A 17,450-nucleotide genomic window follows, 5' to 3' on the forward strand; every position below is an offset into this window, starting at 1 on the left:
CCGTTCCCCCGGCGCTAGCACGCCATCATAGCGTAACACCCATTCCTGTCAACAGCCACAACCACACAAAACGACACCACACGTAACATCATACAAATCGGCCCCTTAGCTCGCCCCCCCCCTATGTGGAGAAGTCTTGACGCCCATCCTCTTGCCCGAGGGAGTGCCGGGTGCATCACTAGCACGGCTCCGAGCTCGCGCTACCTGCGGCGGAGGTAGCGAAAGAGGCCGTTGGTGACTGCGTCGCAGCACAAGCTCAAGCCGGCTGACGGTTCACGGCTGACCGCTGCGGCCACTCGACCACTGCAGCACTGGAGCACTGGACCACTCGATCCTTCTCCCCCACCGATTTGACCTCGAGTCGTGGTCGGGCTACTCTTTCTCCGGGCTGGCCCTGAAGCCCAGCCCATCCGCCGGAAGCATAAGACTAGTATGAGTCTGCGAAGTTCCTCCAGGCAATCGGTTGCGCCTGGGAGCGGAGCAGATGGAGCGTGAGAACAACGACAAGGAGTCATCATGGTTGAGATTCGCATAGAGGGAGACAAGGCTGTCTTCGAGGTGCAGGGATGGGACAAGCTCTGGTCATTGCGCAGCCGGCTTGATATCCCACTCACCAATATCAAGAGTGCCACGTTTGACCCGGCGCCGGCGATGGGGTGGTTCAAGAACCTCAAGTTAGTCGGTACCGGTATTCCGAACTTCTTTCTGGCTGGGACTTTCATTCAGAATGGCAACCTGGTCTTCTGGGATGTGCGTCGGCCGGAGCGGACTGTAGCCATTGAGCTTGCTCACGAATGGCTGGCCAAACTGATCATCGAGGTGGCCGATCCGAAAGCGGCCGTTGAGTTGATTGACGGTGCTGTTCACAACTCCCGCACATGACAGCGAGGAAGGCGGAGGCGCGAGGAATCAGCGGAAACTAGGGTCAGGCACGCAGTTTCGGGAAGCTCCCAGGAGGCATCTCAGATCGGCGCGGGCGTAGCCCGCTAGCCCCAAGCCAGTTTCACCCCAAGCCCCGCACCTTAGGGGCTTCCGCCCCTCAAGGCGGTGTACGCGACTCCCTTTGGTCGTCGCACGTGCACCTGTCACCCCGTTGGGGTGAAACCACGCTCAAGCGCAAGCCCAAGCTCAAGCCGGCTGACCGCTTCCGACCGATGCCTTACCCTCTGACCTCTTCCTTCCTCTCCCCGAAGCCAGATAGCCGAACCACTCGGTTCATCATAATGAACTGCACCCTTCCGCCTCCAGATGACAGGCCCCCCGGATTTGACACCCCCGCCCTGGCGTCCGCGGCTTGACAAGGATAGACGCAGGATTAGACTTCTGTCCGTAGTCAAAGGCAACAATGCCACGGGAACCATCAGGCCCATTCAAGCTCGGCCTTCAGGTCAGCGGCGCCCCGGTCCGCCTCGGGGATGCCTTCGAGAGCGAGGAGTGGCGCAAGGCGCTGGCCGTCGGTAGCTTCAGCCGGGCGAGTCTTGTGGAGAGTCTCAGGCTGGGCGCCGGACTCTTCTCCGGCGCTGTCTATTCCGCCCGGAATCAGGAGTTGTTGCTGTTCAGCGGCAAGGTGTTCGTTGCGCCGGACCTGGGCGACGGACCGATGAAGTTCAGCACTTCCGTAGCGGCTTGCTTCCACGGCGGCTCACTAAGCCGGTTGCGGGCGGACGTCACCGGCAACATGCAGGCTGCGTCACGCTTCGCGGGGCAGTGCAAGCACGCGCTGACCCGGCTGCTCGGCGAACCGAGCCAGCGCCGGAAGGACGGCTCGCCGGTGTGGTGGGGCAGCAGCGACCGCATCACGCTATTCCACTCCGCCGACCACACCTACCTTGTCCACGAGTTGACAGCCAGGAAGTAGCCGGCCGCGACGTCAGCCGGGTTTGCGGTCAGGGACCGGCAGTTGGCGGTCTTGTCAGCCGGACACCCCGTCCCACACCCCTGTCTTTCCTGCCCCCTTCTGACGGTCAGTCTTGTGATGGAGGCAAGGCGGGGCGTTTCCCAGCCATCGGCAATCCCCGTAGGCCGTTGCCCGCCGCCCGTGCAGAGTGGGCCGTCGGCTATCTGTCACCGCTGTCGGTTTGACAATCGTGCCCGCGAACCTAGAATCGAGACCATGACCGGAGTATCCGAGTCATCTACTGACCTTGTCTGCAGCGCCGAATCCCGGTAAGGAGGCCCGATGCACACCATGATTCTCGTGGTTCTGACCGCGATTAGTCTCAATTCCAACATCGACTCGGTCGTCGTCTATCCCGACCAGGCGATGGTAATCCGCCGGGCGTCCGTCGAGGTCGGCGGCTCGACCCAACTGTCGTTTCCCGACCTGCCGGGTATCCTCGACGACAACTCGGTCCGCATCCGCGCTCCCGGACTGAAGCTCGGCGAGGTGCAGGTGAAGCCGGGTTACCTCTCCGAGCCGACACCGCGGGTGAAGCTGCTGGCGGATTCGCTGGCGCGGGTTGACCGCCGGGCCAAGGTGATGGCCAACGAGAAGGCGATGCTTCAGGCCAAGATGGAGTTCCTGAGATCGGTGAAGGCGGCCGGGCCGGACCAGATGTCGAAGGAGGTCTCCGGCGGCAAGGTGGACCCGAACAACTGGTCCGCGGCCATCGGCTTTCTCGGCACCCAGATGATGGCGGTAGGTAGCCGCCAGCTCGACCTGGAAGAACAGGAGTCGGAGCTTTCCCGCGTGCGCCTGGCCGTGGCGCAGGAGCTCGCCGACGTGAGAGCACGGGTGGAGAACCGGAAGACAGTGACGGTTGACGTCGTGGCCGACGAGACGAAGGAGTACAGCATCACCGTCAGCTACCGGGTGCCGGGCGCGGTCTCGTGGGAGCCATACTACGAGTTGCGGGCACGGCCCGCCGACGAAACGGTGACCCTCGCCTACTACGTCCGGATGGAGCAGAGCACCAACGAGGACTGGAACGGCGTGGCGATGATGCTCTCGACGGCGCGGCCTTCCGCCGGCGGCGTCGCGCCCGAGCCGCGGCCGTGGTACGTGGACGTGGCCGAGGCCCAGAGCTACAAGCTGATCGAAAGGCAGAGGGGCAACCTGGACGTGAGGCAGTTGAGCGATCTCGTCGGAATGCAGGCCGGCGCGACCCAGGGTCGGGGTGGAAGGATCGACGACGTAGCCTACCTCGTGGACGGGGCAGTCGCGCTCGAGGCCGGCATCTCGCTCCAGTATGCGATGCCGGGCCGTATCACCCTCAAGAGCGGAGAGGACCCGAAGAAGTTCTTCCTCACCGACACGAAGATGGGAGCAGACTTCAGCTACTACGCCTACCCGCGGGTGCGTACTTCTCCCTATCTGCGTGCGAACGTGCAGAACGGCTCCGACTTCGTCTTTCTGGCCGGCAAGGCGAACACCTATGTCGGCGACGAGTTCACCGGCACCACCACCCTCGCCAACATCGCGCCGGGCGAGTCGGCCAGCCCCAGCTTCGGCGTGGACGACCGGATGAAGGTGCAACACCAGCGGACCCGGCTCCTCACCTCACGCACCGGCCTTTTCACGAGACGCACCCGGACCGAGTTCGAGTTCAAGACCACGATCGAGAACTACCACACCAAGCCGGTAACGATGACGCTGGTCGAGCAGATTCCGACGTCGGCCAACACCGACATCAGGGTGAGCCTGACCAGGCTCGAGCCCAAAGGGTGGGTAGAGAACAAGGATAACGGCACCTACACCTTCACGTTCGAGATGAAACCGCAGGAGAAGCTCACCGTGAACATCGCCTATGCGGTCGAGTACCCCACTGCGACGAAGATAGCCGGGCTGTTCGACGCCATCAACCCGGCCCGTTCGCTGGAGCTCAACCGGATGTACGACGAACAGCAGATGAAGAAGAGGTAGGCGGCCGGCGATTCAGGACGCGAGATCTCCCCTGCCGGTTCGACGCCCGCCCTGCACACCCAGACGCCTGCGACGTCGGTGCCGTTTCGACCCGCGCCTGCCGGCCGGCAATTGACGCTGCGACTGCCCGGGCTAGAATGTACCAGCGGTAGCAGCCATTGCCGGTCGCAGCCGCGTTTCGGTGTCAGTCGCCCCTAGGAGAAGCGCTGCATCTTATCTCACTCATCATCCTTGGCGCTTTGCTGCCGGCAGCGCCGCTGCCGGCGCTTGATCGTACCGAGGCGATCACGGAAGCCCGCGTCTACTTTGATGACGTCCGCACTCTCAGTCGGCTTGGCGAACTCGCCGGCCAACTTGACATCTGTACCTGGGTCAAAGACGAACTCGGCGGGTATCTGGTTATCAATGCCGACAACCGCCAGCTCGCACAGATCCGGGATGCCGGCCTGCTCGTTGACGTCACCTACCCGGACATCAGGCAGAAGTTCTTCGAGATGACCGGCGTACGATCCGGGGACGCTGAGTCGGGTCGCGACTTCGGCTTCTTTCTGACCTATTCTGAAACTCAGGATACGTTGCAGGCGCTGGCCGCCCGCTACCCGGCCATCTGCACGCTGTTCAGCCTCGGGCTGACTCCGCAGGGACGTGCGCTCTGGTGCCTCAAGATATCGGACAACCCCGGCCCGACCGAGGACGAACCCGCCTGCTTCTTCAACGCGGCAACCCATGCCCGGGAGCCGCTCGGCACCTCCTGCTGCGTCGCCTTCGCCGCCCGGATACTCTCCGAGTACGGCATCGACTCAAGCTCAACCTGGCTGGTTGACAACCGTGAAATCTTCATCGTTCCGGTGATGAACCCCGATGGCTACGTCTACAATTCGGATTCCGGCGGCGCGGAGTCCAACTGGCGCAAGAACCGGCGCAGCCCGACCCCTCCCGACATCGGGGTTGACCTGAACCGCAACTACGGATACAAGTGGGGCTACAGCAACTTCGGGTCTTCGGCAAGGCCGTGGGATGACACCTATCGCGGCCCGGCACCCTTCAGCGAGCCGGAGACGCAGATGATCCGCGACTTCCTTGCGACCTACCAACCCCGCACCTGCATGGACATCCATACCTACGGCCAGTACAACCTCTATCCATGGGGCTACGCCGGCGTCCAGCCACCCGACCAGGCCATGCTTCAGGAAGTGGTGGACACATTCCGGACGAACAACCGGTACCCTGCCTCGCTGACCGGGCAGGTCTATTCAACCATCTACCCCTGCAATGGCATGTCGGTTGACTGGGAGTACTCGGACACGGCCGGCAAGTTCGTGACCTATGCCTTCACTTGCGAGCTCGGCACTACCGACTTCTGGTACGGCTGGCTCGATTCGAGCTACATCAACCGTGAGTGCAATCTGAACATCCCGAACCTCTACTACCTGGCTCGTGTGGCCGGAGCGTACTTCGATTGCGAGGCAATGACATCGGATGACTCCGCCGGCGGCAACGGCAACTACCAGCTCGGGCCGGGTGAGTCGGCCGGCGTCTGGTTCACCCTCCGGAACCGGGCAATCCACCCGGTGGATTCCGCGTACGCAGTCACCGCGCGGCTCATATCAGGCGAGTACGGCGTGGAAGTACTCGACCCCGCACGCCCGTTCCCCAACGCCGCCCGGGGAAGTGCGGTTAGTAACCACGCGACCCGGTTTCACCTGCGGGCATGGAGTACGATCCCACTCGGCCGGCGCGTGCCGCTGCGGCTGGAACTAAGCTTCAGCGCTTCCGGACAGCAGTACACCCAGTCACTCAACTTCGATATCGTGATTGGATCCGACCGCTTACCTGTGACCAGGGCGTCATCACCCCTCGATTCGTCCCGTTTGACGGCTTCACCCAATCCCGCCCGCAACCGCGTCCACCTCAGCTCTTCTCCTGCCTCTGGTGCCGGACGCATGGACATCTTCTCACCCGACGGTCGCCTGCTGACATCGACCGGTTACCGCGGCCCTTTCACCTGGGACTGCAGCCGGGCGCCTGCCGGGGTCTACTTCTGCCGTCTTTCAAGCAATGGGAATTCGGTGACAACGCGCGTCAGCGTAGTACACTAGAGGCCTGATGCGCAGAAGCTCCACTCCGCCAAACAGAGAGACTGAAAGGCACTAGCCATGCTCTACCGTGACGCCGGCGTCGATATCAATGCCATGGACGCGGTCAAGCGTCGGATCGCAGGCATCGCCCGTTCAACCTATGGACCGCAGGTCCTCTCCGAAGTCGGCTTGTTCGGGTCGCTCTGTCGGGTACCGAAGATGCGCGACCCGGTGCTGGTCGGCAGTTGCGACGGCGTGGGCACCAAACTGGTCGTGGCCCGGCTCTGCGGCCGCTACGACACAGTCGGCATTGACATCGTCAACCACTCGGTCAACGACATCCTGACGCTCGGGGCGCGGCCGCTCTTCTTTCTCGACTACATCGCCCATTCGAATCTCGCCCCGCAATCCCTGCTCGAAATCGTCAAGGGCCTGGGCAGGGCCTGCCGTGACAACAACTGCTCGCTCGTCGGCGGGGAAACCGCGATGATGCCCGACATCTACAAACCCCGTGACTTCGACCTGGCCGGCTTCATCGTCGGCACGGTCGAGCGGCGCCGGATCACGAACACCCAGAGCATCTCGCCCGGCGACGCGGTCATCGGCATACCTTCAAACGGACTCCACACCAACGGCTATTCCCTCGCGCGCCGCGTGCTCTTCGACAAAGCCGGGCTCAAAGTCAACTCGCGAGTCAAAGGTCTCTCCCGCCCGATCGGTGAAGAACTGCTCCGTCCGCATCGCTCCTACCTGAAGCCGGTCTATCCCCTGCTCAGCCGAATTCACGCGCTTGCCCACATCACCGGTGGCGGCTTCGCCGGCAACATTGGCCGTCTCCTGCCCGACGAGGTCTCTGTCATCATCCACAAGTCGAGCTGGCGTCCGCTGCCGATCTTCCGTCTGATTCAGCGGCTGGGGGACGTGCCGGACGAAGAGATGTATCAGACGTTCAACATGGGGATGGGCATGGTGCTCATGGTGGCGCCGACGCAGGTAGACCGTCTCCTCGGCTCGATTCCGGGCAGCCGCGTTATCGGCAAGGTCGTCCGCGGCACCTTCGGCGTCTCGGTCATCTAGGCGGGGACCGGGGATCAGGGATCAGGGACCGGGGCGCCGGAATCCGGCCCGAGCAAAGACATCCGGGTTTACCGCGACTTGAAGGTTTGGCAGGAGGCAATGACCCCGGTGCGGCTCACCTACAAACTAACCAAAGAACTGCCACGCAATGAAGAGTTCGGGCTGTCGCACTTGATCAGTCTGGACTGGTCGGCAGATTGCTGAAAGCTCTCATCCGAGCACTGAGCACAAGGCAAGCGGGCTAACCATAGCGTTCCGGCCGTCCGTTCTCCCCCGAACCCCGACCCCCGATCCCGCTTGGGGTTATCCGCGCGGGTGGAAAGTCCGGTGGGTTTCTCTCAGATACTCACGATCAACGTGGGTGTAGATCTGGGTGGTGGCGATGCTCGAGTGGCCGAGCATCTCCTGCACTGCCCGCAGGTCCGCACCACCTTCGAGCAGGTGGGTGGCGAAAGAGTGGCGGAGCGTGTGCGGGGTGACGCGACGTTTGATTCCGGCCAGCGCCACACAGGAGCGGAGAATCTTGAGGAACCCCATCCTTGACATCCTGCCGCCGCGATGGTTCAGGAACAGGCTGGGGCTCGTCTTCTTCCCGGCGTAGTGGGGCCGGGCCGCGCTCAGGTAGTCGCGCACCGCGCTGAGCGCGGGCTGTCCGACCGGCACGACCCGTTCCTTGCTGCGCTTGCCCATCACCCGCAGGAACCCGTCCGCGAGCGCGATGTTCGAGGTCACAAGGCCCAGGAGTTCCGACACCCGGAGCCCGCTCCCGTACATCACCTCCAGCATCGCCCGGCTGCGCAGAGCCCAGAAGCGGTCCGGCGCGCTGCCCGCCGCTTCTATCAGCTTCGCTATCTCGTCCTGGGTCAGGACGCTCGGCAGCTTGCGGCGTTGCTTGGGCAGGTCGATGTCGTCGGCCGGGTTTGCCGCCAGATGCTGTTCGGACGCAAGGAAACGGTAGAAGAGCCGGACCGACACGAGCTTGCGCGCAACCGTCGTGGTGGCGAGCCCGGCGGCACCGAGTTGTCGCGCGTAGTCGTGAAGCGTCTTCCGGCTGGTTTCAGCCGGGCGCAGGGCAGTTTCCGGCATGGCGAGGAAGAACTGCTTCAGGTCGGCAAGGTAGCAGTCGGCCGACCCGCGGGTGACGCTCCGCTCGACCAGCAGGTAGTCGGCGAACCGCTCGAGCAGCCGGTCTGCCGAGTCAGGAAGCCGGGGACTCGATTTCCGACCGGCTGACGACCGTGTCGCGTTTGTACCGGTCGTCCGGGTTCGGGTGGTCTTCATTGTAGTGCAGGCCTCTCGACTCTAGCCTCCTGATGGCGCATTCGACGACGAGTAGTGACGCGGCCAGCAGGTTGCGGAGCTCCATGGCGGCGACCGTCTGCCCGGTCCTGTCGCCCTCGCCTGCCAGCTTCATGAGTTCGCGTCGGGCTTCGGCCAGGCCGGCATCAGACCTGACAATCCCGGCGTACTGCCACATCAGGTCCTGCAGGCGCTGTCTGAGTCCCGCGACAAGTTCAGACCCGGAGTCCGGGACCGGAGACCGGAGACCGGAGTTGAGTTCCGGACCGCGAACTCTGAACTCTGGACTCTGGACTCTGGAATCTGAGCTCTCCACGGCTCTTTCCGCTGCCCGGTCCGCCATCACGAGCGCTTCCAGGAGCGAGTTCGAAGCCAGCCGGTTCGCGCCGTGCAGTCCCGAACAGGCACACTCGCCCGCAGCATAGAGCCCCGGGACCGAAGTCTCGGCCCAGTCGTTCGTCTCGATTCCACCACAGATGTAGTGTGCTGCCGGCACTACCGGTATCGGCTGGCGCGTGATGTCGATGCCGAGTCTCAGGCAGGTCCGGCTGATGTTGGGAAACCGCTCGCACAGCCGCCTGGGATCAAGGTGCGTGGCATCGAGCAGGACATAGTCTCCTCCGCGTTGCTTCAGTTCCGTAGCTATGGCCCGCGCCACTACGTCGCGCGGCGCCAGATCCGCATCCGGGTGATAGGCGGGCATGAATGCGTGGCCGTCGCGAGTCCGGAGAACTGCGCCCTCTCCCCGCACCGCTTCGGAGATGAGAAAGGCGCGGCCCTCCAGCAGATGTCCGTAGAGCGCGGTCGGGTGGAACTGGACGAACTCCATGTTGGCTATTCTCGCGCCGGCCCGGTAGCCCATGGCGACACCGTCACCGGTGGCAATCCGCGGGTTGGTGGTGTGCAGCCAGGCCTGACCTGCGCCACCGGTAGCCAGCAGGCAGACCCGCGCGCCGGCTATCTCAACCGTTCCGCTCGACGTATCGAGAACGCGGGCGCCGCAGCAGCGCCCGCTATCGTCCAGGACCAGATCGACCGCGAAGTGCTCTTCGAGCATCGTGACGTTCGGGTTTGACCGGACTGCCCTGAGCAGCCCGTGCTCGATCTCGGCGCCGGTGAAGTCATGGGCGTGGACGATGCGCCGGCGCCGGTGCCCGCCCTCCTGCCCGAGGTCGAAGTGCTCATGGCCCGAGGCGTCGGCATAGGTGTTGAAGGGCACGCCGAGGCTGAACAGCTCGCGGACCAGCCCCGGCCCGCCTTCGGTAACGAGCCGGACCAGATCAGGATGCGCGATGCCGCCGCCGGCCCGGATCGTGTCCTCGCAGTGGAGCCGGGCACTATCATCGGTCTCGACCGCGGCGGCGATTCCGCCCTGGGCATAGTTGGTATTCGACTCGGTGTCCGCCTTCTTGGTGACGAGCAAGACCGAGCCGGTCCGGCTCACGCGGTGCGAGAACCAGAGCCCGGCCATGCCGGAACCAATGACGAGGAAGTCGACCCTACGCGATGATTCGGGAAGTCCGTGATCCAAAGGACTGAGTGGTCAGACGGTCAAGTGGAAAGTAGAAAGGGGAGAATGACAAAGTCCGGACCTGGCCATTTCCACTTGGGACTTCTCCCCTTCGCCTAGAATCGGTAGCAGACTTTGATGCCGGGCTCGGCGTCACCGGGACGGAACTCGACCCGGCCTGCCGTTCCTTCACGGCCGGCAAAGAATGCGCAGTCTATGAAGCTGACGAGCCGATTGAGCACCAGAGCTCCGACCGCAAACTGCGCGTTCAGCGCCGCATCCCGGCCCGCCCGCCTCGTCCCCCAGTAGCGGACGCGAGCCGAGTCCGAACTCCAGTTCCAGGCCTCCGAACCGAAGTATCCCTCGTTCAGGTAGTACGCGTGCTGGCGTTCCGGATCATCAGGGAAGATGTCCCGGGCATCAGACCTTACTTCCTCGTTGTACTCGTCGGCATTGTCGTACCTTTCCAATGCCCGGTAGTAGCTCAACTTCCTGACGGTCAGGTCAGCGCCGGCCTCGCGCCCGGCAAAGAGACGAGCGTCTCGCTCCCGGGCCGAGCCGTACCAGGAGAACCCGGACCAGAGCGCCCAGAGCGTGCCGTCCAACCAGAGCAGGGCTTCGCCACGCTTCGCGCTGCCCAACATCATCTGTCCCGTCCCGGGCAGCGCCAGGGACGCAAGGATGGCGCGGCCGCGAGGGGAAGATTTCGGCGCGGGCGAACCGACTGCAGGCTGGACTGCTACTGCCAGTGCGAGAAACGTGCTCAGCATCATAGTCACTCTCTCATTCTACAATAACTTTGCGACACTCGGAAGCGACACCGCTCCTGGTGACCAGGAAGTACGTGCCAGGACTGATACCGTGCAGGTCGATGGCAGATCGGTCTGCATTTGCCGCCTGTCTCACCTGCCTGCCGGCAGCATCGTAGAGCGAGGCGCACCCGCCCGGGTCCTGCCGACTGACCTCCAGCCGCCCGTACCGCCCCAGGATACTCTGCCGGCCCGTGGCCCTCGTCTGCAGTCCGTGGTTTCGCGCCTCTTCATCGACGCCGATCAGGTCCCAGTCAGTCAGCTTGGCATAGATGTCAAAACCCTTGTGACGGCGGTTGTCGGCCCAGGTGAATGCCAGTACCCCGTTGCCGGCAACGACACTCTGCCCGACCGTCCAGTGGTGGTTGTTCGGAAACAGCTTGGGCTCATTCACCATCTTGTTGAAGCTGATGCGCGCGCGGGCCGAATCGAATCTCTGGCAGTAGATCTGCGGGTTGCCGGGGAAGTCCCGCTCATCGTTGAACTCCACGGCCAGCCTGCCATCCGGAGCGTACGCACAACTGGGCGAGTAGGCGTCCCCGGCTGCCTGATTGTCGTTGACCCGCTCGTTGTCGCCGATTCTCGTTCCGGCCGAATCAAACCACTGCACGTACACGTCATACGCATCTCTCCTCGTATCCTCCCAGGCCACGGCAAACCGGCCCCGCTCATCAATCGCGCACGACGGATAGCCGTGATACGTGCCGTCCGGGTCTGTGTTCACCCGGATGTTGCTGCCGATGCGTGAGCCGTCAGCCCGGAAAGCCTGGCAGTAGATATCCGAGGCCCCGGAACGATAGTCCATCCAGGCGGCAACGAAGCGCCCGCTCCTGTTCATGGCTGCGCTGCCGTAGTACCCGTAGCCGGCTGTGTCCTGCACCGCAAACTCCGGGCCCAGCGGGTTGCGGCTGTAATCGTACCTGCGGCAGTACATCTGGTTCGGACCGCCACGCGAATCCATCCAGAGAACGACCGCGTTGTTGCCTGAGTCCATCGCCACGTACGGATACCATTGGGACGCGCTCGCCCCGTCGGAGTTGACCAGGAAGTTGGGGCCAACCGCGCTTCCGCCGGCATCCAGGTACTGCGCGTAGATATCGGTGGAATCCGACCCGGCCCGCATGTCGGTCCAGGCGGCAAGAAACAGGCCGGCACCCCCGGCCACACTCGGGTAGTACTGCGGCGCTCCACCCGGACCGTCACCATTGACCCGCAGGTTTGCCCCGAGCAGATTCCCGGCTGCGTCGGTGACACACCGATAGATGTCGCTGGCGCCGTTCCGCTCGTCCTCCCAGGCAATGCAGATGGCGCCGGCTGCGTCCATGCCGATGGACGGGCAGCGCTGCAGCGCGCTGCCGCGGTCGTCGTTGATGCGGAAGTTGGCGCCGACCTTGCTGCCGTTCCGGCTGAGACGCTGGCAGTAGATGTCGTGGTTGCCGGAACGGGCGTCGGCCCAAACCACCCAGTATCCACCGTCGGGACGCGCCTCGATGCTGGGGTTCATCTGGCTGCCGGTACTCACATCGCTCAACCTTAAGCCGAGTCCCTGCGGGACTCCGCCCGCGTCGTATCGCCGCCCGTAGACGTCATCCTCACCATTCCGGCCGTCGGTCCACACCACGATGAACTCGCCGTACTTGTTCACGGCTGCTCCGGAACCGTGCTGGCCGGTGCTCCCGTTGTCATCATTGACCCGGAAGTTTTGGCCGCGAGGATTGCCGTCGTCACCGTAGCGCTGACCGTATACATCCCAGTTGCCGTTTCGCGCGTCGTCCCAGGTAACGACGAACTCACCTCCTGCTCCGCAGGCCACGTCCGGGGTCCACTGGGTGCTGACGTCGGTAGTGACCTTGACATTCGCGCCGATCCGCTGGCCCTGGGAGTTGAATCGCTGATAGAAGACATTCCAGTCCATGCTTCCCTGGCCCCTGCCATCCATCCAGGCTACCGTGAACCTGCCCGAGCTGTCACCGGAGACCTCGGGTTCGTACTGGTTCGCGTACCCGATCTGGTCGTCATTCACCCGGAAGTTCGTGTCCAGCGGCGTGCCGTCGGGATTGAAGAACTGCGCGAATATGTCACCGGTCAGGCCGAACCTCCGGTCATCCCACGCCAGCAGGGTAACGCCGCCGGGCGACGTCCACGCCCCGGAAATGCTCTGGTCGCCACCGGCTGCGGAATCGCTGACCCGCGAGTTGTCTCCCAGGCGCGCGCCGGCGGCGCTGAACCGCTGCGCGAAGAGATCGGAGTTGCCGATGTCTCTCCGGTCTTCCCAGCAGAAAAGGGACTGGCCGTCCGGCCGCATCGCGCTCGACGGGTCTCCCTGCCATCCCATGGTGATGTCGGTGTTCAGGCGTCCGTTCGCTCCGATCAGGTTCCCGGCCGAGTCCAGCCTCTGGTACCAGGCGTCTGCGTCCCCATCGCGGAACTCATACCAGCTCACCACGAAGTTGCCCGAACCATCCACCGCGAGCTTCGGCGCCAGCTGTTGGCAGCCGCTCGCCGTATCGTCGTTGAGGACAAAGTCGTTCTTGATTACGCCGTCGGCGCCCGGTCCCCCGCTCCACGCCCCGCCCGCCTCGCCCCGCTGTGTACGCCGAGGCGGCTGTGCCAGCCCGCGCGGCAACGGCCTCGGGTTTTCGGGAGTTCGCATCACGGCGAGCTGGCCATAGCGGCCCGGATCTGAGGCCACCGGCCCAGCCAGTGCCACGGCCGCAGCCAACGTGGCTGCAAGCAGGCCGGTCTGCAACCTGCGATCTGCAATCCGCAATGCCGTGGCCTACCTTATGACCGCCAGCTTCGTGAACTTCACCTCGCGTCGCCCGGGTCGCTTCGCTTCAAGCCTGACCACGTACGTACCGGGTGTAATCTTCTTCAGGTCAACCGTTGTCTCGTTGTCGGCATCCTTCACCGCCTGGCCGTCGAACTCCGCGCCGACCGGTTCCCCGGCCATGTCCAGAAGCCGAAGCTTCACCTCGTCGGCATCATGCAGGTGGTAGCGGACGTTGACGGAACTGCCCGCCGGGTTCGGGTATACGTACAGCTTGTCGACCAGCCCGGTATGCGTACGCGGTTGCCAGGGAGGGAGCTCTGATTCCAGGATGAGACCGGTGTGGCAGGCATCGTGATACGCGCACGGCCACTTGATGCCGCTGGCCGGGCCCGGCATTTTCCAGACATAGAACGTGCCGGAATCGTCGCCGGCAGCCAGTTCCAGCTTGCCGTCACCGTCCAGGTCAACGGCAAGCGGCACGGCACTGATTCCCGCCGTTGCCATCAGCGGAAAGAACGGCAGCGGCTTTCCGGTTGTGCCGTCCAGGCCGAGCAAACCGTACTCAGGCGACCCGATGATCAAATCCGACCCTCCATCACCATCCACGTCAGCCACGACCGGCGAAGATGCGTACTGGAAGTAGACGTCAACCGTGATGATCCAGTTACCGGCCAGTTCCGTCGTCGTATAGGTGGACTCCTGCGTGAACGGGTAGTTCGAGACCAGGTTCCCGCTGCGGTTCAACGCAAAGAGGTCGTTCATCGAGGCGGCAAGCACATCCGGGTACAGGTCGCCGTCCATATCCGCGGCTGACAGCGTGCCCGTGAATGGACTCCGGATGAACTCGCGGGACCGGAACTTGACCGTACCGTCGAGGCCCACCACGTAGAGACGGTAGTCGTGCTCGCCGCCGGCCACCGCAGCAATCTCTCTGCTTCCATCCCGGTCAAAGTCGGCAACCAGAGGCTGGGCCTTGGCGTAGAACGGCGAGATACTCAGCACTACCGGGAAGCCGCTCACGAGCGATCCATCCGGTTCGTAGAGAAACAGCCTCCCATCGCCGCTCAGCAGGACGATCCGGGGACGGACGGTATCGGTTACCGCCACGGCCGCGCGGATTTCCGAGCCCACCGCCACCGGGAATCCCGGCATCAGGCTGCCGTCGCCCTTCCAGGCATACAGCTTCATGTCGGTCGAACCAACGATGATCTCCTTCTTGCCGTCTCCGTCCAGATCTGCCAGCACCGGCGCAGCAAAAACCCTGTCCCCCACCTTGATCCGGGTCGGCGCGCCTGAAACCGGGACGACCGTGACAAGAGTGTCATTCCCGGCGGCCACAACCTCGAGTCTCGAGTCACCGGCTACGTCGCCGATGGCGATGTCAGCCCTGGTCGTGGCTCCTATGCTCAACGGCGGCCGGAGCGCGGATCCGTTCGACCGCCACATCTTCAGCCCGCCGCCCGCGTCGATGACCGCGATATCGAGTGTGTCGTTGCCGTCCATGTCGGCAGCGAAGGCCGACAGGAATGGGGTGTTGCCGACCACCTTCGGGAACCCCGGCTGGTACAGGTCCCATCCGACCTTCACCGAGATGACCGTGTCCTTCAATGGCGCGGTCGAGTCGACGGCCCCCAGCAGCCTGACGCCGATGTAGCTGCGACCTTTGTACGCGTCTGTGTTGGGGTTAGTGTAGGCGGTGAAGCTGTCGTTGTACCCGCCCTTGGAGAACGGATCGTACTTATGCCCGTAGACCTCGTAGTTCGGCGCCCGCGACTGCCAGTAGGGCACGTCGAAGTCCTGCACGCCATCGCCCTCTTCCAGGTCCACGCCCTTGCGCGCCGGGTCGATGTTGACGGCATTGAACGGCCCGTAGTCGGCCAGCACCCTCCGGTCTATGTGCCAGATGAGCAGACCGGACCCGGGCTGGAAGAAGTCGTACTCACTGCCGCCCACCGCGATGACCACGCCATCCTCGACGTCCACGTCAATCGTGTCGGGTTGTTTGACGTCTACCTGGCGGTTCTCAATCAGGAAGTACTCTTCCGGGCTTATCGGTATCTTGACGATGGTGGGGCGCAGCGAATCACCCCGCTGGCTGAAGAGTTCCGTGTCCATCTCCGCTGCGAATATCGGGATCGACTCCATCGGCACCCTGACCGTCCTCACCTGGCTGATGGTGTCGAGAAACAGCGTACGATGGTACGCATCCAGGAATCCCGGGACGACGCCGGGCGGAGCTCCCGCCCCGTAGTCTCCAAGCCAGCTGCCGTAGCCCATCAAGCTCCATCCGCCCACGCCCATAGTCGCGCCGGTCACATCGTACAGGTCGTAGGCTCCCAGCAGATGCGCGAACTCGTGGAAGAGCGTTCCAGCCAGACCCGTCATGCCAAGGATGTTGGTCTGGCCTTCGTACATGGTGTCCTGACGCATCATCTCCGGCAGCACCGTCCCTTGCTCGATATGGGTACGGCCGGAATCCACCGAGATGTGCGGCTCGCCCAGGTAGGCCTGGATCGCGCCGGAGGGAATCTCGCCGGCCAGAAGGTCGAACGGCGAGTCGTTTCTCAGACCGAAGTCCGACTGAAGACCGGAACCGGCGTGGAACACGATGAACTCGTCATAGTCGCCGAAGTGCAGTTCCGGATCCTCGTCTGCAACCTTGAACGCATCGCGCATCAGACGTACCAGCCCGACCTCAACCGCAGCGAAGGAGATGGTGTCGCCATAGAACTGCATCTCGCGCGGAAGCTGATAGCAGGTCTTTTCCCCGGAAGGCATCACCGTGAACTCGACGTACAACTTACCCAGCGACTGGGCCAAGTAGTAGTTGCGGAGCCCTTCCATCTGCCTTTCGAAGTAACGTTTGAAGTGCGGCGGGTCATAAAAGAGGCCTGAGTCCGGCGAAAGGAACCCGAGCGTGTCCATCTTGCCATTGCCGGTTGTCAAGGGAGTTGTGTCGGATAGAAACTCCACCCGCAGGCAGAGCACGCGTACCGTGTCGGTGCCGCCGGCCTGCAGCTTCCTGATACGGTCGAGGTCGGCGTCGGTCGGCTTGAACCGGAAGCGCTCGAATGCCGGCTCGTCTTCCTGCAGCGTGGTGTACGATTGCAGGAACCGCGCGGCCTGCGCCGCCTCACCCGGGATGCTCCGCCGCTGCGACTTCACCAGACGAAGCTGCCGTCCCTCGGCCGTCGGCAGCGATAGCACGGCGACGGCAAAGAGCAGCGCGAATCGTATCCTGCCGCTCACTCTAGCTCCTAACTCCTGGCTGCTCACTTGTCGAATAGTACGGAGAGAGAGGGATTTGAACCCCCGATACCCTTGCGGGTATACGTGATTTCGAGTCACGCGCCATCGTCCACTCGGCCATCTCTCCAAAAAGATATCATTGCGGCTTCTTGCGCCGCAACCGGAAGAACTCCTTAAGCAGACTCGCGGACTCCACCGCCAGCACCCCCTCGACCACGCTCAGTTCGTGATTGAAGCGATTGTCGCGGGCTATGTCATAGCGCGAGCCCAGGCAGCCGAACTTCGGATCCCTCGCGCCGAACACCACGAGGTCGGGCCTTGCCAAAGTCAGAGCTCCGGCGCACATCAGGCATGGCTCGATAGTGGAATAGACCGTCGCCCCGGTCAGCCGCCAGTTCTCAAGCGCGGTCGCGGCGGCTCCGATTGCGACTATCTCGGCATGTGCGGTCGGGTCCTTGAGCGCCTCGGTGCGGTTGTGCCCCCGGCCGACTATCCGGCCTTCGTGCACCACCACGCACCCCACCGGCACCTCGCCCTCCGCGGCCGCAGCCTCAGCCTCAGCCAGCGCCACCCTCATCCACCGCTCATGGTCCAACGAAAGGTTCTGGGGTTCCGGGGTTCTGGGGCTCTGGCTCTTGGCCCTGACCCGAGCCCGTGAACCCTTGGACCCTTGAACCCCTGCTTCAGAACGCGCCCGGCGCGACTTGAACGCGCAACCTACGGATTCGTAGTCCGGCACTCTATCCAATTGAGCTACGGGCGCTTTGGGAACTCCGGCCAATTGTATTCCCCG

12 protein-coding genes and 2 tRNA genes are annotated in these 17,450 nt (G+C 63.6%); 6 read left to right on the top strand and 8 right to left on the bottom strand.

Annotated features, from left to right (window positions below):
* Positions 1 to 516: 516 nt before the first annotated feature.
* From FJY68_03385 to FJY68_03410, 6 genes are all read left to right on the top strand, one after another.
* The gene (locus FJY68_03385) at positions 517 to 882 is read left to right on the top strand and encodes a hypothetical protein (GenBank protein ID MBM3330879.1); all 366 of its coding nucleotides are present in this window, start codon (positions 517 to 519) and stop codon (positions 880 to 882) included.
* Positions 883 to 1,345: 463 nt separating this feature from the next.
* Positions 1,346 to 1,858 (top strand): hypothetical protein, encoded by a 513-nt coding sequence (locus FJY68_03390; protein MBM3330880.1) that lies wholly within the window; start codon positions 1,346 to 1,348, stop codon positions 1,856 to 1,858.
* A gap of 321 nt (positions 1,859 to 2,179) precedes the next feature.
* Positions 2,180 to 3,862, top strand: coding sequence for a mucoidy inhibitor MuiA family protein (locus FJY68_03395; protein MBM3330881.1), 1,683 nt, complete (start codon positions 2,180 to 2,182; stop codon positions 3,860 to 3,862).
* 158 nt (positions 3,863 to 4,020) lie between these two features.
* Positions 4,021 to 5,961, top strand: a complete 1,941-nt coding sequence (locus tag FJY68_03400; protein MBM3330882.1) for a T9SS type A sorting domain-containing protein — start codon at positions 4,021 to 4,023, stop codon at positions 5,959 to 5,961.
* Between the two features lie 57 nt (positions 5,962 to 6,018).
* A complete protein-coding gene (locus FJY68_03405) occupies positions 6,019 to 7,017 on the top strand; it encodes a phosphoribosylformylglycinamidine cyclo-ligase (GenBank protein MBM3330883.1) in 999 nt (332 codons plus the stop codon).
* Positions 7,018 to 7,116: 99 nt separating this feature from the next.
* A complete protein-coding gene (locus FJY68_03410; GenBank protein ID MBM3330884.1) occupies positions 7,117 to 7,221 on the top strand; it encodes a hypothetical protein in 105 nt (34 codons plus the stop codon).
* Between the two features lie 99 nt (positions 7,222 to 7,320).
* Here the strand turns inward: FJY68_03410 and xerD are convergent, their stop codons facing one another.
* The 8 genes from xerD to FJY68_03450 form a co-directional block, all read right to left on the bottom strand.
* Complete coding sequence (gene xerD / locus FJY68_03415) at positions 7,321 to 8,298, bottom strand: site-specific tyrosine recombinase XerD (GenBank protein ID MBM3330885.1); 978 nt, start codon at positions 8,296 to 8,298, stop codon at positions 7,321 to 7,323.
* The gene (gene nadB / locus FJY68_03420) at positions 8,216 to 9,787 is read right to left on the bottom strand and encodes an L-aspartate oxidase (protein ID MBM3330886.1); all 1,572 of its coding nucleotides are present in this window, start codon (positions 9,785 to 9,787) and stop codon (positions 8,216 to 8,218) included. The genes xerD and nadB overlap by 83 nt, the downstream gene beginning before the upstream one ends.
* A 155-nt stretch (positions 9,788 to 9,942) precedes the next feature.
* Positions 9,943 to 10,599 (bottom strand): hypothetical protein, encoded by a 657-nt coding sequence (locus FJY68_03425; protein ID MBM3330887.1) that lies wholly within the window; start codon positions 10,597 to 10,599, stop codon positions 9,943 to 9,945.
* Between the two features lie 10 nt (positions 10,600 to 10,609).
* The gene (locus FJY68_03430; GenBank protein ID MBM3330888.1) at positions 10,610 to 13,405 is read right to left on the bottom strand and encodes a hypothetical protein; all 2,796 of its coding nucleotides are present in this window, start codon (positions 13,403 to 13,405) and stop codon (positions 10,610 to 10,612) included.
* A gap of 9 nt (positions 13,406 to 13,414) precedes the next feature.
* Complete coding sequence (locus FJY68_03435; protein ID MBM3330889.1) at positions 13,415 to 16,657, bottom strand: T9SS type A sorting domain-containing protein; 3,243 nt, start codon at positions 16,655 to 16,657, stop codon at positions 13,415 to 13,417.
* A 40-nt stretch (positions 16,658 to 16,697) separates the two neighbouring features.
* Positions 16,698 to 16,784 (bottom strand) — tRNA-Ser (locus FJY68_03440).
* Positions 16,785 to 16,793: 9 nt separating this feature from the next.
* On the bottom strand, positions 16,794 to 17,234 hold the full coding sequence (locus tag FJY68_03445; protein ID MBM3330890.1) for a nucleoside deaminase: 441 nt from the start codon (positions 17,232 to 17,234) through the stop codon (positions 16,794 to 16,796).
* Between the two features lie 112 nt (positions 17,235 to 17,346).
* Positions 17,347 to 17,420 (bottom strand) — tRNA-Arg (locus FJY68_03450).
* Between the last annotated feature and the right edge of the window lie 30 nt (positions 17,421 to 17,450).

The organism is candidate division WOR-3 bacterium (genome assembly GCA_016867815.1).
Classification (GTDB): Bacteria; Hydrothermota; Tepidihabitantia; order Tepidihabitantales; family Tepidihabitantaceae; genus UBA2258.